Annotated in this window: 17 protein-coding genes and 3 pseudogenes; 13 read left to right on the forward strand and 7 right to left on the reverse strand. The window is 74.1% G+C overall.

What is annotated here, in order from left to right; translation table 11 throughout:
* The first annotated feature begins 82 nt into the window (after positions 1–82).
* From BGM09_RS27800 to BGM09_RS39230, 7 genes and pseudogenes are all read left to right on the forward strand, one after another.
* On the forward strand, positions 83–1,363 hold the full coding sequence (locus BGM09_RS27800) for an exopolysaccharide biosynthesis polyprenyl glycosylphosphotransferase (protein WP_411158376.1): 1,281 nt from the start codon (positions 83–85) through the stop codon (positions 1,361–1,363).
* Positions 1,364–1,366: 3 nt separating this feature from the next.
* Positions 1,367–2,848, forward strand: a complete 1,482-nt coding sequence (locus BGM09_RS27805) for an O-antigen ligase family protein (protein WP_188284461.1) — start codon at positions 1,367–1,369, stop codon at positions 2,846–2,848.
* Positions 2,845–4,653 (forward strand): murein biosynthesis integral membrane protein MurJ, encoded by a 1,809-nt coding sequence (gene murJ / locus BGM09_RS27810; RefSeq protein ID WP_188284462.1) that lies wholly within the window; start codon positions 2,845–2,847, stop codon positions 4,651–4,653. Before BGM09_RS27805 ends, murJ begins: the two co-directional genes overlap by 4 nt.
* A gap of 358 nt (positions 4,654–5,011) precedes the next feature.
* Positions 5,012–5,695: pseudogene (locus BGM09_RS27815) on the forward strand (polysaccharide deacetylase family protein); the annotation flags it as partial.
* 176 nt (positions 5,696–5,871) lie between these two features.
* Positions 5,872–7,080 carry a glycosyltransferase gene (locus tag BGM09_RS27820; protein ID WP_188284463.1) on the forward strand — a complete coding sequence of 403 codons (1,209 nt, stop codon included), beginning with the start codon at positions 5,872–5,874 and terminating at the stop codon, positions 7,078–7,080.
* 8 nt (positions 7,081–7,088) lie between these two features.
* A complete protein-coding gene (locus BGM09_RS27825) occupies positions 7,089–7,790 on the forward strand; it encodes a lipopolysaccharide biosynthesis protein (protein WP_188284464.1) in 702 nt (233 codons plus the stop codon).
* Positions 7,791–8,614: 824 nt separating this feature from the next.
* Positions 8,615–9,697, forward strand: a complete 1,083-nt coding sequence (locus tag BGM09_RS39230) for a GNAT family N-acetyltransferase (protein WP_188284530.1) — start codon at positions 8,615–8,617, stop codon at positions 9,695–9,697.
* 590 nt (positions 9,698–10,287) lie between these two features.
* Here BGM09_RS39230 and BGM09_RS27835 read toward each other — a convergent pair.
* Positions 10,288–11,505: pseudogene (locus BGM09_RS27835) on the reverse strand (glycoside hydrolase family 26 protein); the annotation flags it as partial.
* A gap of 400 nt (positions 11,506–11,905) precedes the next feature.
* Here BGM09_RS27835 and BGM09_RS27840 point away from each other — a divergent pair.
* Entirely contained in the window at positions 11,906–12,379 is a 474-nt protein-coding gene (locus BGM09_RS27840; RefSeq protein WP_223187708.1) for a tyrosinase cofactor, read from the forward strand.
* A 128-nt stretch (positions 12,380–12,507) separates the two neighbouring features.
* Positions 12,508–13,377: a tyrosinase family protein gene (locus BGM09_RS27845; protein ID WP_188284465.1), complete on the forward strand. Its 870-nt coding sequence runs from the start codon at positions 12,508–12,510 to the stop codon at positions 13,375–13,377.
* A gap of 92 nt (positions 13,378–13,469) precedes the next feature.
* Here the strand turns inward: BGM09_RS27845 and BGM09_RS27850 are convergent, their stop codons facing one another.
* Together BGM09_RS27850 and BGM09_RS27855 are read right to left on the reverse strand one after the other, a co-directional pair.
* Positions 13,470–13,733: a chaplin gene (locus BGM09_RS27850; protein WP_188284466.1), complete on the reverse strand. Its 264-nt coding sequence runs from the start codon at positions 13,731–13,733 to the stop codon at positions 13,470–13,472.
* A gap of 242 nt (positions 13,734–13,975) precedes the next feature.
* On the reverse strand, positions 13,976–14,692 hold the full coding sequence (locus BGM09_RS27855; RefSeq protein ID WP_188284467.1) for a hypothetical protein: 717 nt from the start codon (positions 14,690–14,692) through the stop codon (positions 13,976–13,978).
* A gap of 289 nt (positions 14,693–14,981) precedes the next feature.
* Here BGM09_RS27855 and BGM09_RS27860 point away from each other — a divergent pair, with 289 nt between their 5' ends.
* Positions 14,982–15,485 (forward strand): DUF5949 family protein, encoded by a 504-nt coding sequence (locus BGM09_RS27860; RefSeq protein ID WP_188284468.1) that lies wholly within the window; start codon positions 14,982–14,984, stop codon positions 15,483–15,485.
* 130 nt (positions 15,486–15,615) lie between these two features.
* Here the strand turns inward: BGM09_RS27860 and BGM09_RS27865 are convergent, their stop codons facing one another.
* Positions 15,616–15,888 carry a hypothetical protein gene (locus tag BGM09_RS27865; RefSeq protein ID WP_188284469.1) on the reverse strand — a complete coding sequence of 91 codons (273 nt, stop codon included), beginning with the start codon at positions 15,886–15,888 and terminating at the stop codon, positions 15,616–15,618.
* A gap of 254 nt (positions 15,889–16,142) precedes the next feature.
* Here BGM09_RS27865 and BGM09_RS27870 point away from each other — a divergent pair, with 254 nt between their 5' ends.
* Entirely contained in the window at positions 16,143–17,225 is a 1,083-nt protein-coding gene (locus tag BGM09_RS27870) for a hypothetical protein (RefSeq protein ID WP_188284470.1), read from the forward strand.
* Here the strand turns inward: BGM09_RS27870 and BGM09_RS27875 are convergent.
* The 3 genes and pseudogenes from BGM09_RS27875 to BGM09_RS27885 all read right to left on the reverse strand — a co-directional run bounded on the left by BGM09_RS27875 (position 17,213) and on the right by BGM09_RS27885 (position 20,050).
* On the reverse strand, positions 17,213–17,794 hold the full coding sequence (locus BGM09_RS27875; protein WP_317452924.1) for a hypothetical protein: 582 nt from the start codon (positions 17,792–17,794) through the stop codon (positions 17,213–17,215). The two genes, BGM09_RS27870 and BGM09_RS27875, sit on opposite strands and share 13 nt — an antisense overlap.
* 141 nt (positions 17,795–17,935) lie before the next feature.
* Positions 17,936–18,331 (reverse strand): annotated as a pseudogene (locus BGM09_RS27880) (DUF1992 domain-containing protein); the annotation flags it as partial.
* A gap of 48 nt (positions 18,332–18,379) precedes the next feature.
* Entirely contained in the window at positions 18,380–20,050 is a 1,671-nt protein-coding gene (locus BGM09_RS27885; RefSeq protein WP_317452925.1) for a SpoIIE family protein phosphatase, read from the reverse strand.
* 262 nt (positions 20,051–20,312) lie between these two features.
* Here BGM09_RS27885 and BGM09_RS27890 point away from each other — a divergent pair, with 262 nt between their 5' ends.
* Positions 20,313–21,407, forward strand: a complete 1,095-nt coding sequence (locus BGM09_RS27890) for an alpha/beta fold hydrolase (protein ID WP_188284473.1) — start codon at positions 20,313–20,315, stop codon at positions 21,405–21,407.
* A 101-nt stretch (positions 21,408–21,508) separates the two neighbouring features.
* Positions 21,509–22,054 carry a GNAT family N-acetyltransferase gene (locus tag BGM09_RS27895; protein WP_188284474.1) on the forward strand — a complete coding sequence of 182 codons (546 nt, stop codon included), beginning with the start codon at positions 21,509–21,511 and terminating at the stop codon, positions 22,052–22,054.
* Positions 22,055–22,057 lie beyond the last annotated feature (3 nt).

The following is a 22,057-nucleotide window of genomic DNA, read 5'->3' on the forward strand; positions in this document are numbered from 1 at the left end:
GTTTCGGCAGCGGGTGGCGGGGCCGCTGGTGGCGGCGGACTGTGCGGCGGCGCTCGTGGGGGCGTTCGCGGTGCGGGCCGATGTGGGGCCGCTGCTGCTGGCGCCGCTGCTCGGGTGTCTGGTCCCGGCGCTGCGCAGGGCGCGGCTGTACCGGCCGGGGTTCGCCCCGACGGCGTCCGACGAGCTGCCCGCGCTGGCGCTGTGCGCGACGCTGGCGTGGGGCCTGGTGGCGGTGACGGCCGCGGCGACCGCGCCCGAAAGCGCCCTCGGGTGGGGCGAGTTGCTGACGGCGCTCGTACTGACCGTGCTGGGCCAGTGGGCGCTGCGCGGGGTCGTGCACGGCGCGCGGCGCCGGTACGCGCGGCTGCACCCCGGATCGACGCTGATCGTGGGCGGCGACGGGTCCGTACGGGAGGTCGCCGCCGTGCTGCACGCGCATCCCGAGTACGGGATGCACCCGGTCGGCATCGCGGCCACCGGCCAGGTGCCGGGGCAGGAGCAGGGCCCGGGGCCAGGACACGGCACCGCGCCCGACGACTTCCCGCTGCCGGTGCTGACCGGCCACGGCGACATCACGCGCGCGGTGATCCAGAACTCGGTGCGGTACGCGGTCGTCGCGGGACCGCAGCCGCTCGACGCGCGCACGACCGCGACGGTACGGCTGCTCGCCGCGCAGGGCGCCTGCGTGTGGCAGGTCACCGCGGGCCCCGGCAGCGGCCAGGCGGCGCCCGGCCACCTGTGGGGCTTCGCGTGCCGCCGCCTCGACCCGTATCCGCCCGCGCCGCCCGGCCGTTGGGGCAAACGCGCCCTCGACATCGTGCTCGCCTCGGCCGCGCTGCTGGCGCTCGCGCCGGTCCTCGCGGGATGCGGCCTCGCGGTACGGCTGACCGACGGCCCCGGCGTGCTGTTCCGGCAGGAGCGCATCGGCCTGGGCGGACGCCCGTTCACGCTCCTGAAGTTCCGCACGCTGCGGCCCGCGGACCCCGGCGAGTCCGCGACGCGCTGGAGCATCGCGCACGACCGCCGGGTGAGCCCGGTCGGCCGGCTGCTGCGGCGCACCTCGCTGGACGAGCTGCCGCAGTTCTGGAACGTGCTGCGCGGCGACATGAGCCTGGTCGGCCCGCGCCCCGAACGCCCGTACTTCGTCGAGCAGTTCAGCCAGACCCACCCCGGCTACCAGGACCGGCACCGGATGCAGGTCGGCATCACCGGGCTCGCCCAGGTGCACGGGCTGCGCGGCGACACCTCGATCGCCGACCGCGCGCGGTTCGACAACCACTACATCGACAGCTGGTCGCTCTGGCAGGACGTCAGAATCCTCGCCCGCACGGCGACTTCGCTCTTCCGGCTCGGTGGGAGCTGAATCATGGCCACGATCGCCACGCCCGCGCCCGCGCCCACGCCCACGCCCGCGCGACACGCGGTGCCCGCGCACAGCGCAGGGCCCGCCCCCCGTATCCCCCCGGGCCTCGCCCGATACCGCTGGCTGGCACCGCTGTTGCCCGCCCTGGCGACCGTGCTGCTGCTCGCGGCGCCGGTCAGCACGGGTGACGTCAGCACCTCGGGCAAGGTCACCCCGGCCGACGCCGCCTCCGCCGTACTCATCCTGACCGTCGCCGTACGGCTGCTGCGCGACCGGGCACGGCCGCTGACCGCGACCGCCGCGATGGTGCTGGGCGCGCCCGTCGTCGGCTTCGCGCTGTCCGCGATGACCTCGGTCGACCCGGCGGCCGGACTCGCCGGATTCCTGCGCTACGCCCAGGTGTTCGTGCTGGTGCCTGCCTCGCTGGTGCTGCTGCTGCGCGACCGGCGGGACTTCGCGGTGGTGGCCGGAGCGGTCGTCGCGGTCGCCCTCGTTCAGGGCGCGATCGGCGTGTGGCAGTACGCGACCGCGACCGGCGCCTCCTACATGGGCGAGGACATCAGGGCGGTCGGCACCTTCGGCCCCTCGGACATCATGGGGATGGCGACGGTCGTCGCGTACGGCCTGGTCATCGCCACCGGCTGCGCGCTCGTACCGGCCGCGGCGGGCGCGCCCCGCTGGCTGCGCCCCACCGCGCTGGCCTGCGCGGCGGCGCTGCTCGTACCGCTGGCGGTGTCCTTCAGCCGCGGTACGTGGATCGCCACGGCCGTCGCGTGCGCGGCGATGATCGTGCTGTCGGGACGGCGCCAGGCGCTGCGCGTCTTCGGCGTACTGACCGCCTCCGCCGTGCTGTTGGTCGGCGGGCTCGGCGTGGGCTCGCAGATGATCGGGCAGCGGGTCAGCAGCATCACGCAGGTCACCGCGGACCCGGACCCCTCGGTCACCGACCGGTACACGCTGTGGGCCGCCGCCGTCAGCATGTGGCGGCAGCACCCGGCGACCGGCGTCGGCCTCAAGCGCTTCCCCGACGAGCGCGACGGGCACGCGTCGCTCGCGCTGTCGTCGGGCAGCGACACGGCGGGCGCCGGGCAGCGCTTCACCCGTGAACCGCTGCTGTCGCCGCACAACATGTACCTGCTCGCGCTCAGCGAGCAGGGCCTGATCGGCTTCGCTCTCCTCGTCGGCGGCTGGGCCGCCTTCCTCACCCGCGGCACCGACCGGCTGCTGCGCGCCCGCCGCGCGGGCAACCGCGCACCGGGCGCCGCCGCGAGCGGGCTGGCCGCCGTCGGGCTGCTGATCTGGCAGTGCGTCGACTTCCTCTACGCCGACATCGGCGGGCCCTCCACCGTGCTGACCGCGGTGCTGCTCGGCCTGACGGCCTGGTGGGCGCTGTCGCCCGCGGCGGACGCCGCTGCCGACCTCCGTACTGGCCTCGGTACTGGCCTCGGTGCCGGTGCCGGTGCCACGGACGGCCGCCGCCGATGACCGCGAGTGCGGCGACCGCCGCCCACGAGGACGACGCGCCGACCGGCCGTACGCTCCGGGCCCCGGGGACGGCCCCCGGCGGCGGCACGGACGTCGATTCCGGGGGCGGCGCCGGTTCCGGGGGCGGCTCGGGAGGCGACCGGGGGTCGAAGGGCCTCGCGCGGGCCGCCCTGGTCACCGCCGTGCTGTCGGTGGCCGGTTCCGTGCTGGGGCTGGTGCGTGACCAGGCCATCGCCCACCTCTTCGGAGCCGGGGCGGCCAGCGACGCGTTCCTCGTCTCCTGGACGGTCCCGGAGCTGGCGGCGACCGTCCTGATCGAGGACGCGATGGCGCTGCTGCTCGTACCGGCCTTCGCCGCCGCCCTCAGCAGGCGGGCGGACGGAAGGGCGGCCGACGGCCGGACGGCGCGGGCGGGCGATCCCGTACGGGCCCTGCTGGCCGCCACTTTGCCCCGGCTGACGCTGCTGCTGGCCGCCGTCGGAGCCGCCATCGCGGTGGCCGCGCCGCTCGTGGTCGACGTGCTCGCGCCGGGACTGACCGACCACCGCCTCGCGGTGGACTGCACGCGGCTGACCGCCGTGACGGTCTTCACCTTCGGCCTCGCCGGATATCTGAGCGCCGCGCTGCGCGCCCACCGCCGCTTCCTGCCGCCCGCCGCGATCTACGTGGCGTACAACGTCGGCATCATCGGCACGCTGTTCGCGCTGCACGCCCACTGGGGCGCACGGGCCGCGGCGGCGGGTGTCGCGGTCGGCGGCCTGCTGATGGTGCTCGTCCAACTGCCCGCGTTTCTTGCCGAGTTGCGTATGGGCCGGCAGAGCGTACCGGCGGCGACCGCGGCCATTCCCGAACAGCCGCAGCACGAGGGGCAGTTCAGGGACAGGGCCCGGTCCCACCGGGCCCCCCGCGTCCGGCGCGGGCCCCCACTCCCCTCGCGCCCCAAGGCGTCCCGCCTCGGCCTCGCCCTGGTCGCGCCCGTCATCTTCTTCACCGTCAGCCGCCAGGCCCAGGTACTGATCGAGCGGTTCTTCGCCGCGCCCCTGCCGTCGGGCGCGATCTCGCACCTCAACTACGCGCAGAAAGTGGCGCAGATGCCGATGGCGCTGTCGGTGATGATCTGCACGGTCACCTTCCCCGTCGTCTCGCAGGCGCTCGCCCGCGGCGACCGGGAGCGGGCCAGGCGGCAGGTGCAGCGCGACCTGACGGTGGTGTGCGTCGTGGTGCTGCTCGGCACCGCCTTCATCATCGGCTGCGCCCCGCAGATCATCCACGTGCTCTTCCAGCGCGGCGCGTTCGACGCCTCCGACACCGCGGCGACGGCCGCCGTGATGCGGGTGTACGCGCTCGGGCTGCTCGGCCAGAGCCTGGTCGGCGCGCTGATCAGGCCGTACTTCTCGGCCGCCCGGCCGACCTGGTATCCGGCCGCCGCGATGTCCGCGGGCCTGCTCGTCACGATCGGGGCGGACGTGGCGACGGTCGGGGCGTGGGGCGCGTACGGGATCGCGGCGGGCAACGCCGCCGGGATCACCGTGACCGCGGGACTGCTGGTCCGCGGCCTCGCGGCGCACACCATCGCGATCGGCGCACGCCAACTCCTCACCGGCGTAGGCCGGATCACGCTTGCCGCGGCGGTGGCCACCGCCGCCGGCTGGGGCCTCGGATCCCTGATCCCCGATCCGCTGGCCGCGACGGCGGTGTGCTGCATCGCCGTGCCCGTCACCTTCGCCGCGGCGGCCGCCGCGGTGCGGGTGCCGGAGGTTCCGCACCTGCTCGCCACAGCGAAACGAAGGCTGTCCCATGCCTAGTTCGAACGCCATGCCCGGCTCCGCGCCGGAATCCGTACTCCGTTCCGTCCGCAGGCCGTCCCCCGGCCCGCTCCCCGAAGCCGCGCCCGTGTCCCCCTGCGCACAGACCTCCGCACAGACCCCGGTACACACCTCGGCACCCACCTCCGCACAGACCCCGGTACCCACCTCGGCACAGACCTCGGTGCGTACCAGCGCGCGTACGACCGCGGTCCGCCCGTCGCCCGTGCGCGTCTCCGGCGCCCGCTCCGGCTCAGGACCCGTCCCAGGTCCCCGGCCCGACGGCGCCGCCGACCGGGCCCGCGCGCACAGCGCAGCGCGCAGCCGCAGGCGGCAGGCCGCGCTGCCGTGGACGCTGATGTACCACTCGGTGGGCGACTGCCGGGACGACCCGTATCTGGTGACCGTCTCGCCGGAACGGCTCGGCCGCCAACTGGAGTGGCTGCGCCGCAGGGGCCTGACCGGCGTCGGCGTCGGCGAGTTGATGCGCGCGCACGCGGCCGGACGCGCGAGCCGCATGGTCGGGCTCACCTTCGACGACGGTTACGCCGACTTCCTGGAGTACGCCGTCCCGCTGCTGCTCCGGTACGGCCACACCGCGACGGTCTTCGTGCTGCCCGGCAGGCTCGGCGGCGTCAACGCCTGGGACGAACAGGGCCCGCGCAAGCCGCTGTTGACCGCCGACGGCATCCGCGCGGCGGCGGCGGCCGGCATGGAGGTCGGCTCGCACGGCCTGCTGCACCTGGACCTCACCGCGGTCGACGAGGACGAGCTGACCGTCGAAGTCACCGAGAGCCGCGACCTGTTGCGGGAGATCACCGGCCGCGAGCCCGACGGCTTCTGCTACCCGTACGGCGCGACCGACGCCCGCACGGTGGCCGCCGCCCGCGGCGCCGGTTACCGCTACGCGTGCTCGGTCGACCCCGGCCCGCTCGCCGGGACGTTCGCGCTGCCGCGCGCGTACGTCGGCCAACGGGACGCGGCGGGACGGCTGAACGCCAAGCGGCTGCTGCACAAGCTGCGGACGGCGACGGCCGCCGGAGGGCCGCCCGCCGCGCCCGCGCCGACTCCCGTGCCGGGAGACGGGATCAGCGTCCTGCCCGGCGGGCGGGACGGCGCGCGGGACGGCGTCCTGCCCGGCGGGCGGGACGGCGCGCGGGACGGCGTCCTGCCCGGCGGGCGGTCCGGCCGGGGCACGGCCGCTCCTGAGGAGCCCAGGTGAAGGTCCTGCACATCATCACCGGTCTGGGCATCGGCGGCGCGGAGCAGCAACTGCGGCTGCTCGTACGCCACCTGCCCGCCTCGTGCGAGAGCGAGGTGATCACCCTCACCAACCCCGGTCCGGTCGCGGACGCGCTGCGCGCCGACGGCGTACGCGTCACGCACCTGGGCATGACCGGCAACCGCGACCTGTCCGCGCTGCCCCGGCTGACCCGGCTGATCAGGGCGGGCCGGTACGACGTCGTGCACACCCACCTCTACCGCGCCTGCGTGTACGGCCGCCTCGCCGCGCGGCTGGCCGGGGTGCGTACGGTCGTGGCCACCGAGCACTCGCTCGGCGACTCCCAGATCGAGGGCCGCCCGCTCACCCGTGGCACCCGCGCGCTGTACGGGGCGACCGAACGGCTGGGTGTCGCCACCGTCGCCGTCTCCTCGACGGTCGCGCGCAGGCTGCGCGAGTGGGGCGTGCCCGACCCCCGTATCCACCTGGTGCCCAATGGCATCGACCCGGCCCGCTTCCGTTTCGACCCGGCGGTACGCGCCGTCACTCGGGCCCAACTCGGCCTGCCTGAGCGGGCGTTCGTCGTCGGCGGGGCCGGCAGGCTCGTACCGGGCAAGAACTTCGACACCGTCGTCCGCGCGCTGGCCGGTGTCCCGGACGCCCATCTCCTCGTCGCGGGCACCGGGCCGGAGCACGACGCCCTGCTGCGGCTGGCCCGTTCGACGGGCGTCGGGCCGCGCGTCCATCTGGTGGGCGCGGCGGGCGGGGACGACGGCGGCGGTGTCATGCCCGACATGCCCGCGCTGCTGTCCGCGATGGACGTCTTCGTGTCCGCGTCGCGCGAGGAGTCCTTCGGGCTCGCCATGGTCGAGGCGCTGGCGGCCGGGCTGCCGGTGCTGCACACCGCGTGCCCGGCGATCGAGGACCTGCCGCCGGACAGCGCGCCCGGCGCCCGCCGGATCGGCACCCGCCCGCGGGACCTCGTCTCCGCACTCCACGCCCAACAGGGCGCGGGCGTAAGGCGGTTGCCGGTGCCCGCCGCCGTCGACAGCTACCACATCGCCCGCACCGCCGACCGCGTGATGGGGCTGTACGCATCCGCATCCGCATCCGCGACCGCGACCGCGACCACATCCCCGACCGCAACCGCAACCGCAGCCGCGGAAGCCACCGCCACCGGCGTGGGGCCGGGACAGAAGAAATGAGACCGCTCATGCAGGACACCGCAGTGCAGGAGAAGGCCGCGATCCGCGACGAGGGCCGCGCCCCCGCGGGCAGGCAGGGACGCGGGCGCCGCGCTTCGTGGCGGACGCCGCCGCGCTGGCTGCCGCTGCCCCTGTGCCTGGGCATCGGCCTCGCGGGCGGCCTCGGTTACGGCCTGACGGCGGCCCCGCAGTACGCCGCCACCAGCTACGTCATCGTGGTGCCGCAGCACGGCGACGCGACGACCACCACCGGTTTCGCGCAGGCGTACGGGCGGGTCGTCACCGGTTCCGCGGTGCTCGCGGGGGCGCAGGCCGCGTCCGGGATGGCGGTGGACGACCTCAAGGGCAGCGTGCAGGCCGCGACCTCGCCCGACGCGCCGATGATCTCGATCACCGGGACGGGCCGGCGCGGCGCGACCGCCGCGAAGGTCGCCAACGCCGTCGCCGATTCGCTGGCCGCGACCGGCAACCGCAACGCCGCCAGCACCGGCGTCCGCCTGCTGGTCTTCTCCCCCGCCACCGCTCCGACCTCGCCCTCCTCGCCCTCCACCGCCCTGTCCGCGGCGGTCGGCGCGAGCGCGGGCGGCCTCCTCGGCGCGCTCTTCCTCCTGGTCCGCCCCCGCTCCCGCCGCGAGCCCGCCTACGGCGCCTCCCTCCCGGCCCCCACCCCGGGCCACGCCCCGACAGCGATGCCCAGGGAATCCGTATGACCACCCCCACCGCCGCCGGCTCCGCCACTCCCCACGAACCCGCCACCGCGCCCACGCCCGTCCGCCCACGGCCTGCGCCCGAGACGACACCGGAGCCCGCGCCCGCCGCCGAACCCCTGCCCGGACGCACGGCCGACGCCGAGCCCGCGGCTACAGCTACGGCTACGCCCGGCACCCCCGTCGCGCGCGAAGCTGCGCCCGCGCCAGCACAGACACCGCAGACGCCCACCGGCAGCACGGACGGCAACCCAGGCGCCGACATCGGCGCACCAGCCGCCCGCGAGACCTCGCCCGCCTCGGCGGAGGCACCGCAGACGCCCACCGGCAGCACGGACAGCGGCGCGGCCACACGCGTATCCGAGCCACGCACCACACCTGACACCCAGGTCGCGCGCGAAGCTGCGCCCGCGCCAGCACAGACACCGCAGACGCCCACCCGCAGCACGGATGGCAACCCAGGCGCCGACATCGGCGCACCGGCCGGGCGCGAGACCTCGCCCGCCTCGGCGGAGGCACCGCAGACGCCCACCGGCAGCACGGACGGCGGCGCGGCCACACGCGTATCCGAGCCACGCACCACACCTGACACCCAGCTCGCGCGCGAAGCCGCGGCAGCGCCAGCACAGGCAACCACCGGCGGCACAGGCCGCGGCTCGGCCGGACGCGTATCCGAGCCACGCACCGCCCCGGGCGCCGGCGTCGGCGCCCAGGCCGCCCGCGAGACCTCGCCCGCGTCGGCGGAGGCACCGTGGGCAGCCGACGACCGCGCGGCCGGGGACGGGCTCAGGGTCGAGGTCTGGCGGGATGCCGAGGAGTTCGGGGGGATGGCCGCGCAGTGGGGGCGGTTGTACGGGCGGTGCGGGGCGGCGACGCCGTTCCAGAGTCACGCGTGGCTGTATTCGTGGTGGCTGTCGTACGGCAGGCGCGGGCGGCTGCGGGTCGTGGTGGTGCGGCGGGGCGGGGAGTTGGTCGCGGCGGCGCCGTTGATGGTGACGTACCGGCCGGTGCCGGTGCTGGTGGCGCTCGGCGGGGCGATCACGGACTACGCGGACGTGCTGGTGGACGACGCGGATCCGGCGTACGCGACGGCGTTGACCGGGGCGCTGCGGCGGTTGGCGCGGACGGCCGTGATCGACCTGCGCGAGGTGCGGCCCGGCGCGGCGGCCGAGCGGGTGTACGGCGCGTGGCGCGGTCCGCGCAAGGACCTGGAGGACTCGGTCTGCCTGGAGCTGCCGGGCCTGCCGATGGACGGGCTGATCGCGAGGGTCGGCAGCTCGCGCGGCCAGCGCATCCGCTCGCAGTTGCGCAAGCTGGACGCGGCGGGCGTCGAGGAACGCGCGGTGCCCGCGCACGACGTGGCGCCCGCCGTCGAGACGATGCTGCGGCTGCACCTGCTCCAGTGGCAGGGCCGCGGGGTCACCCCGGAGCACGTACGCCCGCGCTTCGCCGAGCACCTGACCCGCGCCGCGCGGCTGATGGTGGCGAGCGGCGACGCGGCGATCACCGAGTTCAGCCTCGGCGGCGAGGTGGTGGCCGCGAATCTCACCGTGCTCTGCCCGAGCCTGGCGGGCGGCTACCTCTACGGCGCCCACCCCGGCCTGCGCGCCGCCAAGGTCGACGTCACGACACTGCTGATGCGACACGGCGTCCGGCAGACCCAGGACGGCGGCCGGGCCGCCCTCAGCCTGCTGCGCGGCGCGGAGCCGCACAAATTCCACTGGCGCCCCGACCACCTCGCCAACCGTCGCCTGCTGCTGACCACCCGCCCGCTGGCCGTCGTCCTCCACACCCGCGTCGCCCTGGCCGCCGCCCGCACCCGTCTCACCGCGACCGCCAAGCGCCGCCTGCCGGTGCTGCGCGCCTGGCGGGCCGGACTGAACGACCGGCTCGCCAGGCGCGGCGACTAGGACGTGGCCGTCGGCGGCAACGTCGGTGTCGGTGTCGTCGGCACGGTCGGTGTCGGCGACTCAGGCATCGGCACGGTCGGAGTCGGTGACTCAGGCGTCGGCACGGTCGGAGTCGGCGTCGCCGTCTGCTCGCCCGGCGCCTTCGGTTGCAGCTTGATACAGACCTGACCGCTGGCGTACTGCTTCTGCATCTCCTCGCTGAGCTGGAGCGGCAGGCACGCCTCCACCACGGGCGGCAGCGGCGAGGGCCCGGCCTGCGGTACGGGCGTCGGGCCCGGCGTGATGGCCGGAAGCGTCGGTACGGCCACGGGAGTGAGCGCCGGGGTCGGCGTCACGGGCGGCAGCACGCTGGGCGTCGGGCTCGCGCTCGGGCTGACCGCCGGGCTCGGCGACAACTCGGGGGACGGCGACACCGAGGGCGTCGTCGGCGCTGTCGGAGTCGGGCTCGGCGACAGCGACGGCTCCGGGGTGAGCGTGCCGCTCGGCGTCGGCGTCGGCGTCACCGTGGGCGTATCCGTGGGCGTCGGGGTCTCCGTCGGCGTCGCGGACGGGCTGACCGAGGGGGTCGGCGTGTCCGTGGGTGTCGCCGTCACCGTGGGCGTATCCGTAGGCGTCGGAGTGCCGGACGGCGTATCGGTGGGAGTCGGCGTGACGGTCGGCGTCGGGGTCTCCGTCGGCGTCGGAGTCGGCGTAGGCGTCGGCGTCTCCGAAGGCGTCGGCGCCGGCTTCAGGTCGAACAGCGCGTTGCGATACACCTTCGAGGACTTCGGGTTCTCCGTGCACTGCCACACGCCGTGCGGGCAGTAGTCGGTGATGGTCTGGTACACCGGCTGGTGGTCGTTGATCCACTGGAGCATCTGCCGCATGTAGTCGGGGTTGTCGCCGTTCCTGAACAGGCCCCACTCCGGGTACGAGATCTCCTTGCCGTGCCGGTCGGCGAAGTCGACCTGGGCCTGGAGCCCGTACGCCTCGTTGACCTGGTCGTAGAAGGTCTCGCCGGGGGGCTGGTCGTAGGAGTCCATGCCGACGATGTCGACGGTGGCGTCACCGGGGTAGCACTCGGTCCAGCCGATGGCGTCCTGGCCGCGGTTGGGGGTGAAGTCGAAGCGGAAGCGCTGGCCGGGCACGGCGCGCATGGCCTTGACGATCCGGTTCCAGTACGTCTTCCAGCCGGACGGGTCGGGGCCGCAGCGGTGGGTGTACGTGGTGCCGTTCATCTCCCAGCCGAGGACGATCACGGTGTCGGGCACGCCGAGGTCGACCAGCCGGTGGGCGAGCCGGGTGAAGTGGCCGTCGAAGTCGCCGCGCGCGCCCTCCTGGATCAGCTCGCGTACGTCGCGGTCGGGGACGCGGTCCTCGTTGTGCTCCTGCATCGGCACGTTGAGGACGAAGAGCCGGTCGGGCTTCGCGCGTTTCCAGGTGGCCCACGGCTGGAGCAGCCCGCCGCTGCCCTCGATGCCGGACCAGTCGTCGCCGGGCAGATACGTATGGCCGACCGTCGCCTCCGTACCGCCGAGCCAGGACTCCAGGGCGCCGATCCGTGCCACGCCCTCGGCGCCGGAGTCGGTGAAGGCACCCATGGGAGCGTACGAGGCGCGCGGCGGGGGCGTGGGCGTACCCCCGGAAGCACCGGCAGAACCGCCCGAGCCGTTCGGACCATTCGAGCCGTTCGAGCCGTTCGGACCGTCCGCGCCGCCCGGCCCCGCGGCGCCCTCCGCGCCGACGGCTCCGGCGAGCGCGGTGACGAGGCGGCGGCCCGCGCCCGGCGGGTCACTCGCGACGCCGGACAGTCCGGACAGTCCGGACATGATCAAGGCGGCCGACACGAATCCGACGCCCGCACCCGTCAGCCACTGGCGTCGGTTGGCCATGGTCACTCCTCGTCCGCTGTCCGCTGTGCGTGGTGCGTGGTGCGCTGTGCGTGGTGCGGTGACCGCCGGGCAACCGCACGGAAATCGCACTCCTAACGATCAGTCATAACGTATGAGTAATAGGCACGCCCCCTGACGTAGACCAAAAGCGGTTCCCCCGACAGTTCCTACCCGGGCTCAAACAACCTGGCGGTCCGTCAATACCGGCACCGGGCCGATCGCGATATCACTCGGGCGGATGAAATTCCTTGCATCGCCCACCGATTATCCGGGGGACTCACCCCTACGGCGGCATGATGAACCGCGGAAACGGCCGGAGGAGAGGAGTGTGTCGGACATGAGCGAAGCCATGGAGAACGACAGCGGAAGACCCTCACGGCCCCGGGTGGCGACGCGCCGTCGCTTGATCAGGCGCGGCATCACGACCGTGGCCGCCGTATCCGGGACCACCGCGGCGCTGCGTCCGATGCTGGCCGCGAGGCCGTCGGACACCGCGGTCGCCGAGCCCCCCGCCGGGTACGACAACGCCGCCGCCGGGTACGAGCCCGCTCCCGTGCCGGGCGCGGGGGCCGCCCTCTTCGACGAGGTCTACCGCGGGCGCCGCATCCAGGGGTTCAGCTCCGCGCGGGACAGCGGCGTCGACATCCGGATCGACGGGCGTCCGCTGCACGTGATGCGGCGCGTGGACGGCAGCTTCATCAGCATGGCCAACCACTACCAGCCCTTCCCCACCGCCCTCGGCACGGCCCGCGGCGCGGTCGACGTACTCGGCCGCGCCCAGCTGTCCACGACCGCGGAGCACCACCACTGAGCGCCACCGCTGAGCGCCGTCCACGGGCGTCGGCACCGAGCGCCACCACCGAGCGCCACCACTGAGCGCGGCACCGCGCGCCACCACTGACGGCTGAGCGCCGTACGACCGCCGAGGGGTCAGTTCCTGTGTACACGCGAATGAATCAGCGGCATCTGACCAGCAGCCAACGCTCCCGGTTCGTCGAGGCCGTGCTGGAGCTCAAGCGCGTGGGCGGCTACGACAAGTACGTCATCACGCACGGCAAGTACTTCGCCGCCGACGGCGAGAGCGGGCTGCGGGTCGCCCACATGGCGCCGACCTTCTTCCCCTGGCACCGCCGGTTCCTGCTCCAGTTCGAGGCCGATCTCCAGATGTTCGACCCGGGCGTCACCATCCCGTACTGGGACTGGACGTACGACAACGCGCAGAGCTCCTCGCTGTGGGGCCCGGACTTCATGGGCGGCAACGGCCGCGACAGCGACGGCCAGGTGATGACGGGCCCGTTCGCGTACCAGACCGGCGACTGGCCGATCAATTACGGGGTCACGCAGGAGAAGTACCTGACCCGCAACATGGGGCGGCCCGACCGGCCGATCGTGCTGCCGACGAAGGCGGAGCTGGACAACGCGCTCGCGATGCCGGTCTACGACGTCGCGCCGTGGAACTCCGCCCCGACCACCAAGGGCTTCAGGAACAAGATCGAGGGCTGGACGGTCAGCGACACCAAGGGCGGCTACCTGCACAACCGGGTCCACCAGTGGGTCGGCGGCCACATGATCGGCGGCACCTCGCCGAACGACCCGGTGTTCTGGATGCACCACGCCTTCCTCGACCTGGTCTGGATCCGCTGGCAGCGGCTGCACCCGAAGTCCCCGTACCTGCCGTCCATGCCGCTGTCGGCCAACGACCCCGAGCACGGCCGCGTGATCAGCAGCGACGAGCTGATGCCGCCGTGGGGCGAGAAGCCGTCGGACTACTTCGACCACCGCTCGTTCTACCGGTACGAGGAGAGCTGACGCGCTCGCGCCGAGGGCGCTGGGCCGAGGGAAAGAAACGGCCTCCCGCACACAAGGTGACGGGAGGCCGTTTCATGTGTGGGACCGCGGAATTACCACTCGCCGCCGTCGTGCCCGGAGACGTTGGCGCACTGGTTGCCGAACGCCGGGTTCAGCAGGCCGATGACGTCGACGGTGTTACCGCAGACGTTGACCGGGACGTGCACGGGCACCTGGATGAGGTTGCCGGACAGCACACCCGGCGAACCGACAGCGGCACCCTGCGCGCCGGAGTCGGCAACAGCCATACCGGCGCCGGCGGCCAGAACGGCACCCGCCGCGGCGGTGACGGCCGCCGCCTTTGCGATACGCGACATCAAGATCTCCCTGAGACGAAACCCAACCGCAAATACCTGCGGCGTTGACGCTGTGCGCAACGGGGGGAGATCACGAATAGTCACGCATGTTGGGCTGAATCGGTGACGGCGTATCACAATGGGCCGAAGGGGTGAGCGCTGTTCGCGCTCACCCCTTCGGGTGTCACATCCGGCCGGAGCACGGCTCGAAGCGCCGCTCAGGACCCCTGCGAACCACGGCTCCGGCTACGCCCGGCGCTCGGTCAGAGCGGCAGGCCGGGGGCCGAAGGGAGGCCGCCGGGCAGCGACGGGAGGGCGGGCAGACCGGGCAGGTTCGGCGCAGGCAGGCCACCGCCGAGGACGGTGGCGACGACGACGTTGACCAGGCCGGTGACGACGGCCGTGGCGGCGGTCAGCAACCCCGCCGGGTCACCGGCCGTGGACGCCTTGACCAGGTTGTCGACTGCCGTCTGGAGCGCGGTGAGGGCGTCGGCCTTCAGGTCCCGCGTGGCGGACGGCTTGACCGACGGCTGCGTGGCGACCTTGCCCGAGGGGCTGCCGAGGCTCGGCACCGCGGGGACGGCGGGGACGGCGGGAACAGCCGGAGCCGCGGGAGCCGCGGGGGCGGCAGGGGCGGCGGGAGCGGCGGGGACCGCCGGCGCGGCGGCCTTCGCCGCGTCGATCGCCGACTTGGCCCCGGCGGCGTCGGCGGTGATGGTCTCGGGCTTGACGGTGCCGGGCTTGGCGAGCACGTCCTGGACCAGTTTCGTGACCGGGGTGAGCACGCCGGCCATATCTCCCAGTGACTTGGCCTGCGCGAGCAGCGCGGTCGCGTCCGGCGCTGCCGGTGCCGCCACGGTGCCCGCGGGCTTGGTGTCTGCGGGGGTGGCGGCAGCGGCGGTCGTCGTGAGCGCGCCGCCGGCGATGGTGGCGACGAGCGCGGAGGCGACGACCACGCCGGTGATCCGGTGGGTACGCATGGAAAACAGTTCCCTTCGGTGGTTGAACAGCTACGCCACCACCGTGAAAAGCAGACGGTATTACCGCAACTGCTGAGAATGGCCGCCGCCCACTAGGGTGGCGGCGCGAACTGTGTGAACTGCGGATTTCCCGATTTCAACCGCTGCCGATCCACATCACCCTGATGGGCCGTTAGGGTGCGTACGCGCGGCCGACTTCTCCCCTAACGAAGGAATCCGGGAGCCTCGGGTCGCCCGCGGAGGTGATATCCGCTCCGGCCGGGCTCCGGCGGCGGTTAGGGTCCGGCGCATGAGCCAGACCAATACCGCCCTGAATTCCGCCCTCCAGCGCCGACTCGGCACCCTCGTGGTGATTCCGTGGGCCGGTGAACACCACGAGGACGGCCGCGACATGCCGTTCCTGATGGCCTATTCGCTCGGTGACGGGCCGGACGGCCCGGAGTCGGGACAGGAGGCGGCGCTGGCCGTCGCGGAGGAGGTCGGGCTGCCGGTCGGCGGCGTGATCCTCGACGTCGGGCAGGCGCCGAACGTCCCGGTGAAGGTGCTGGTCGAGGGCGGCAAGGCCGTGCTGACGATGCCTTACCTGCACGCCGCCTGCCCGGTGCCCGAGCAGTGGGTGGCCGCGGCGCAGGACCGGGGCTCGGTGTACTTCATCCTCGCCACCCGCCCGTGGCCCGAGGCGAAGCCGGGCACCCCGGTGACCGAGGAGACCCTCCAGGGCTTCGCCGGGGACACCGACGTCCTGGGCACCGCCGCACACTGCCTGGTGCCGGTGGGCACCCTCAAGAGCTAGGCCCCCTCAAGGGCTAGGACCCCTCAAGAGCTCGCCCCCTCAACAGCTCGCTAAGCGCGCGGGGGCGCCCCGCGGGACCCGAGGGTCCTGCGGGGCGCCCCTGTACGCGTACGGAGTCGGGCTCGGGCGGTCAGTGGACCAGGTCGTTGGCGGCGGTGACCGCGTCGGTGCCCGCCTGGGCGACGTTCTTCACGTCCTGGACCTTCTGGTCGACCTTGTAGTCGCCGAGCACGCTGGCGGTGGCGCCCTTGGCCTGCTCGCCCGCGGCGCTCGCGGTGATCGCGGTGCTGCTGAGGGTGGAGCCCAGGTCGGCGGACTGCTCGGCGGCCATGGCGGCGGGGGCGCCCGCCGCGATCAGGAAGGAACCGGCGGCGGCGGTGGTGAGGATTCGGCTTACGTTCATGATCGATACAACGCGCGAACCGCCCGCAGGGCACGCGGACCGTACCGGTCCGGGTCGGCACCGGGCCGCGGACCCTCCCGCCGCGAGCACCCCCGCTGTTGCACTGGCGTGACAACGGCAGCACAGGAGACGGACGTTGCGGGAGCACTCTTTGTGTCACCGGCGAAAACAGCCGGAGCCGGCCGGAACGGCGGGAGACCGCCGCGCGCGGTCGGAGGACGCCGCACCGCATCCGTTCCTGGGGGGAACCCGATATGTCCGTTCGTGCCAGTGGCCGTCGCAGCACCGCCGCCGCCATCGCGCTCACCGCCGGGATCACGGCTGGTGCCGCCCTGCTCCTGACGGCCTGCGGCCCGGCGGACGGCACCGCCTCCGACCCCGCGCCCTCGGCGACGAGCGGCGCGAGCGGTCAGCCCACCCCCAGCGGGAAGGGCGGCAGCGGCGGCACCGGGGGGAACGCGGGGGACGACGGCGCCAACGGCTCGGGGGCCAGCCCGGTCGGCAGCAGCCCCAAGCTCAACGGCACCGCGCACTCCGGTCTGACCATCAGCGACGGCACCCGTTACGTCGTCATGAACGGCACCCGGGTGGACTTCGGCACCGAGGTCCGCGACCTGGCCTGGTCGCCGACCGGCGCGAAGGCCGCCTTCATCGACGGCGACGGCGACCTCGCGGTCAGCGATCCTGACGGCGGCGGACGCGTGATCGTGGCCAGGAACCCGGGCAACCAGAACTGGTCGCACCCGACCTGGCAGGTGCGCGCGAACGACCCGCAGAACGGCCTTCCCGCCCTCGACAACCTCCTCTTCGCCGGCCGCCAGGGCAGCACCGCCCGGCTGTACGGCGTCCCGGCCACCGCGCACGACGGCACGCCCAAGGCGCTGAGCCTGAACCACGAGTCGGACGACAACGTGAAGCCGCTGCCCCAGACCGGCAACGTATGGCCCAGCTCGGCGGGGAAGTACGGCACCGCCGTCTACGCCAACACCGACGACGGCAAGGTCTACATCCGCGACGACTACCTGCGGCAGCAGGGCTACGCGCTCACCCCGGGGTCCGAGCCCGCCGTGGGACCGACCGAGGACGACGGCGTCGTCTTCGTCCGGTCCGTCGGCGGCCACGACCACCTGTTCCTGGAGACGCCCCAGGACGGCGCGCCGCGGTACGAGGACCTGACCCCGCAGGCGACCACCGACTACACCGAGCCCGCCTTCGAGCCCGACGGCAGGACGGTCGTGGCCCGTACGCCCAACGGCATCGTGCGGCTGCCCGTCGACGGCTCGCACGCGCCGGTCAAGGTCTCCGACTACGTCGGGCTCCCGGCCTACCGCGCCTGATCCAACTCGGCCCGCAGCGCGTCCAGATGGGCGTCAGCGGTGTCGTGCGGCAGGAATTCCACCACGTCGACGAAACGGAACAGCACCTGTGACGAGGTGACCGCGAACTCGTAGTCGGCGAAACCGACCACGGCGCCCAGCGTGCCGCGCACCGCGCCCCGGACGACATGAGCGGTCATGTCGTCCGGGCTCCGCGCGTCCAGACCGCGCCGCGCGTTGGGCCGCGCCAGATACGGGCAGACCATCGAGGCGTAGAGCATGCAGGCGCGGTGGCCAGGCCCTTCGAGGGTCGGCGCGAGATTGCGGTACGGGCGCCCGGCGGCCAGCGCCTCGCCGATCGCGGCGCTCTCGGAACCGCCCACCACCCGCCACACCGGGCCGCGCGGCATCAGCGTGTCGCACACCGAACACAGCCGCTGCCGGGCGCAGTTGGCGCTGCGGTCGTAGTCGGTCAGCGCGAACTGCGGCTGGTCGTCGTGCCACGGGGTGATCGCGGGCACCGGGTAGCCGCGCGGGTCGCGGGGCCTGACCTCGACGGTCGGCGGCATCGGCACGGAGTCAAAGCGCACGGCCCCTCCCTATCAGGCGGAACGGTCCCTGCGGAACAGCCGCCCGAACCCCGTCCGCCGCCCGCCACGGCCGGAATCCGTATCGGCGGCCGTACCCGTACGCGTATCCGTACCCGTATCAACGTCCGTACCCGTATCGGGGGTCCGTGCCGCGTGCCAGTCGGCCACGGCCTTCTCGACGTCGAACAGGCCGAGGTTGAGGGGCGGTCCCTCCGGAGGGCGGCGCAGGGCCTCGCGGATGCGGTCGTTGATCTCGGTGAGGATCTGCCGCACCTGCCGCTCGGAGCGCGCCCGCGCTACCGCGGCCGTCGCGTCCTCCGCGGCCTTGCGCAGCACGAGCGTCGGCGGCAGCGCGGACAGGCCCTCGCGGTGCATCTTGCCCTTGATCCACCACAGTTCGTCGTACGGGGTGTCCAGCGAGGCCAACGGCTGTCCCGCGCCCGGCAGTTCGGCGAAGTCGCCGCGCCGCTCCGCCTCGCGGATCTGCTTGTCCACCCACGTCTCGTAGGAGACACCGGCGGGTTTGCGTTCGGTCATACCTCGCTCCTCACGTGGGCGCACGCAGCGGGTGGCGTACCCACCAGGTTACGGCCGGGCCCGCGCGGCCAGCAGGGCGACGTCGTCCTCAGCGGCGGAGGGCGCGAGGCGGTGCACGATCCGGGCGAGGAGCGCGTCCAGCGGTTCACCGGCGTGCGGGAGGACGAGCGAGGCCAGCCGGGCGAGCGAGGCGTCGATGTCCTCGGTACGGCGTTCCACCAGCCCGTCGGTGTAGAGCAGCAGCGTCTCCCCAGCGCGCCACGGCACGTACACCGTCTCGTACGTGCCCCGCAGGTCCGCGCCGAGCGGCGGTCCCGGCGGCACGGCGAGCAGCCGGACGCGGCCGTCGGGGGTGACGACGGCGGGCGGGAGGTGGCCCGCGCTGGCGAAGAAGCAGCCGCCGCGCGCCGGGTCGGCGAGGCCCAGCAGGCAGGTGCCGGGCCGTTGGGCGCCCGCGGCGGCCAGCAGCCCGTCCATCCGGCGCAGGACGCGGTCCGGCGTGTCGCCCTCGCCCGCGATCACCCGCAGCATCGAGCGGTACTGGCTCATCTCGACGGCCGCCTCGACGCCGTGCCCCATCACGTCGCCCATGGCCAGCAGCGTCACGCCGCCGGGCAGTGCCAGGGTGTCGAACCAGTCGCCGCCGACCAGGTCCGTGGCGCCCGCCGGGAGGTAGCGGGTGGCCACCTCGACCCCGGGGTGCGGGGCGCAGGGCGCGGCCAGCAGGGCGCGCTGCAACTCGACCGCGATGCCGTGCTCGCGGGTGTAGCGGCGGGCGTTGTCGAGGCTGATCGCGGCCCGGTCGGCCAGCGCGCGGGCGATGGCGGTGTCCTCGTCGTCGAAGCCGGGCGAGTCCCCGGCCCTGATCAGCGTGACCGTGCCGATCCGGTCGCCGCGGGCGCTCAGCGGCACGACCAGCACGGAGTGGATGCCCGCGGCGCGGTAGGCGGCGACCCGCTCGGCGTTCGGCGCGGAGTGGGAGATCTCCTCGTCGCGCGGCAGATTCTGCACCACGGGACGCCCGGTCTCCAGGCAGGTCGGGATCGCCGAGCCGCGCTGGTAGACCACGTACTCCCCCGGCGTCCCGAAGATCCGCACCGGCTCGCGCAGCGATGGCCGCGCGGCCATAGCGGCCCTGCGCAGCCGCAGCGCGCCGTCCGGCGGGGGGCGGCGGCGGGCGCGCGGGCCGCTGTCCAGCACTTCCACCGTGGCGGTGTCCGCGATCACCTCGACCAGCAGGTCGGCCAGTTCCTGGCAGGTCGGGTCCATCTCCAGCGTGGAGCCGATCCGGACGGCCGCCGCGTCGAGCAGCAGCAGCCGCTCCTTGGCCCGTTCCAGCTCGCGCTGCGCCTCGTGGTCCTCGCTGACCTCGATGATCACCGCGCCGACCCCGCCCACCCCGCCGTCCCGGCCCTGGAGCCGGTGGTACGTGCACTGCCAGTAGCGCGTGGTGTGCGGCGAGTCGGCCCGGGTCTGGCCGCTGGAGAGCAGCTCGCGCGGTGCGCCGTCGGCGAGCACCATCCGCATGACGCCCTCGCCCACGTCCACGCCCGGCACCGTCTCCGCGATGGTCCTGCCGATGTGCGCGGCCGGTTCGACGCCGTTCATCCGGGCGAGCGCCGGATTGACGTATCTGTAGCGCAGGTCGGGGCCGAGTACGGCGACACCCGCCGCCGTCCCCTCCAGCAGCGCGTGCCACAGCGACTCATCCGGGTTCACCTGTTCCACAGTGCACGCAGGGCCGCGGGGCCGCGAATCGGGACGGGGGGGCCGCGCGGCGGCCGTTCCCAGAGGCGTCCGGGGGGCCGGGGGCGGTCCCGGGGGTCCGGGGGCGGTCCGGGGGCGGTCCGGGGGCGCGGAGGCGCGGCGGGTCCGGGGGCGGGGAGGCGCGGCGCGCGGGCTGGTATAACAGCGCTGTTAGATTAGCCGCCCGGCGCTTCGACGGTTGGGACGTCGCGCCCGTCGAGAGGAACGGACCGCCATGACCGAGCCGCAGCGGAGCTACCCGCCGATCGAGCCGTACGACCAGGGCATGCTCGATGTCGGCGACGGGAACCTCGTGTACTGGGAGACCTGCGGCAACCCCGCGGGCAAGCCGGCGCTCGTCGTGCACGGCGGCCCCGGCTCGGGGTGCCGGCCGTCGCACCGGCAGGACTTCGACCCGGAGCGCTACCGGGCGGTGCTGTTCGACCAGCGCGGCTGCGGGCGCAGTACGCCGCACGCGAGCGACCCGGCGACCGACCTCACGCACAACACCACCGACCATCTGATCGCCGACATGGAGCGCCTGCGGGTCCGCCTCGGCGTCGACCGCTGGCTGCTGACGGGCGGCTCCTGGGGCTCGACGCTGATCCTGGCGTACGCGCAGCGGCACCCGGAGCGGGTCTCGGAGATCGTCATCAACGGCGTCACGACCACCCGCAGGGCGGAGATCGACTGGCTCTACCGGGGCGTCGGCCGCTTCTTCCCCCAACAGTGGGCGGCCTTCCGCGCGGCGGCCGGTCAGGCGTGCGACGGCACGGGGTCACGTACGGCGCCCGGCTCCGCGCCCGGCACGGGGTCCGGAACGGCGCCCGGCACGGCGACCGGAACGGCGTCCGGCGTGACCGTCATGCCGTCCGATACGGCGGGCGGCATCGCGGGCGGGCTCGTCGCCGCGTACGCGCGCCTCACCGAGGACCCCGATCCGGCCGTACGGGCCAGGGCCACCGCCGACTGGTGCGCGTGGGAGGACGCGGTGCTCTCCCTCGAACCCAGCGGCTCCGCCCGCCCCTACAGCGACCGCCCCTCCGCCGCCCGGCTCGCCATGGTCCGGATCTGCGCGCGCTACTTCTCGCACGGCGCCTGGCTCGAAGAGGGCGCCCTCCTGCGCGACGCGCCCCTGCTCCGGGGCATCCCCGCCACCCTGCTCCACGGCCGCCTCGACCTCAGCTCACCGCCCGACACCGCCTGGCGCCTCGCCGCCGCCTGGCCGCAGGCCACCCTCACCGTCGTGGACGACGCGGGCCACAAGGGCAGCCCCACGATGTCCGGCCACGTACGGAACGCGCTCGACGAGTACGCGCGTACGCGCTAGTGGCGTGTCCGTTCACCCTTCTCCGTGCGGGGTCTCTGGGACGATGATGGAGGTCACCGCCCCGGGCCGCCGGGACACGGGGCCGATGGGGGAGGGAACACGTGGCCGAGGTCTTCACGCGCCGCATGTCCAGGTGGCAGGCGGAGCAGCAGCGCGAGGCCGTCGCGGATGTCTACGTCGAGGCGTACCGAGGTGTGCCCGGCCAGGAATTCCACGACCGGGAGGATTTCCTGCGGCGCTTCGCCGAGGCCACGCGGCGGCCCGGCTTCGACATGATCGTGGCCAGCGAGCGGCGGCTGACCGGGGTCGCGTACGGCTACGTCCTCGACCGCGCCGACGGCTGGTGGCGGGACTTCACCGTCGCGGGCACCGACGGCGCGGGGCCGCACGGCACCGACATCGAGGAACTCACCGCCTCGGGACAGGTCTTCGCGCTCGCCGAGCTGATGGTCGTGCCCGCCTACCGCAGGCAGGGCATCGCCACCGGTCTGCTCGACCAGCTCCTGCTGCGCAGCGACGCGGCCCTCGTCACCGTCCTCACCGCGCCCGACGCCGACGCCGTCCACGCCCTGCGCGCCTGGGAGTGGACCTGTCTCGGCGACACCAACGGCTCCCGCCAGGCATGGAGCCGCACGCTGCGTCGGTGATCG

Origin of the sequence: Streptomyces sp. CBMA29, assembly GCF_014596445.1 — a bacterium.
Lineage (GTDB): Bacteria > Actinomycetota > Actinomycetes > Streptomycetales > Streptomycetaceae > Actinacidiphila.

What these genes read in the sequence shown, in the direction of transcription:
- BGM09_RS27805 (WP_188284461.1), top strand. Translation starts at nt 1,367, where the DNA reads ATGGCCACGATCGCCACGCCCGCGCCCGCGCCCACGCCCACGCCCGCG.
- murJ (WP_188284462.1), top strand. Translation starts at nt 2,845, where the DNA reads ATGACCGCGAGTGCGGCGACCGCCGCCCACGAGGACGACGCGCCGACC.
- BGM09_RS27825 (WP_188284464.1), top strand. Translation starts at nt 7,089, where the DNA reads ATGCAGGACACCGCAGTGCAGGAGAAGGCCGCGATCCGCGACGAGGGC.
- BGM09_RS39230 (WP_188284530.1), top strand. Translation starts at nt 8,615, where the DNA reads ATGGCCGCGCAGTGGGGGCGGTTGTACGGGCGGTGCGGGGCGGCGACG.
- BGM09_RS27840 (WP_223187708.1), top strand. Translation starts at nt 11,906, where the DNA reads ATGAGCGAAGCCATGGAGAACGACAGCGGAAGACCCTCACGGCCCCGG.
- BGM09_RS27850 (WP_188284466.1), bottom strand. Translation starts at nt 13,733, where the DNA reads ATGTCGCGTATCGCAAAGGCGGCGGCCGTCACCGCCGCGGCGGGTGCC.
- BGM09_RS27855 (WP_188284467.1), bottom strand. Translation starts at nt 14,692, where the DNA reads ATGCGTACCCACCGGATCACCGGCGTGGTCGTCGCCTCCGCGCTCGTC.
- BGM09_RS27860 (WP_188284468.1), top strand. Translation starts at nt 14,982, where the DNA reads ATGAGCCAGACCAATACCGCCCTGAATTCCGCCCTCCAGCGCCGACTC.
- BGM09_RS27865 (WP_188284469.1), bottom strand. Translation starts at nt 15,888, where the DNA reads ATGAACGTAAGCCGAATCCTCACCACCGCCGCCGCCGGTTCCTTCCTG.
- BGM09_RS27870 (WP_188284470.1), top strand. Translation starts at nt 16,143, where the DNA reads ATGTCCGTTCGTGCCAGTGGCCGTCGCAGCACCGCCGCCGCCATCGCG.
- BGM09_RS27890 (WP_188284473.1), top strand. Translation starts at nt 20,313, where the DNA reads ATGACCGAGCCGCAGCGGAGCTACCCGCCGATCGAGCCGTACGACCAG.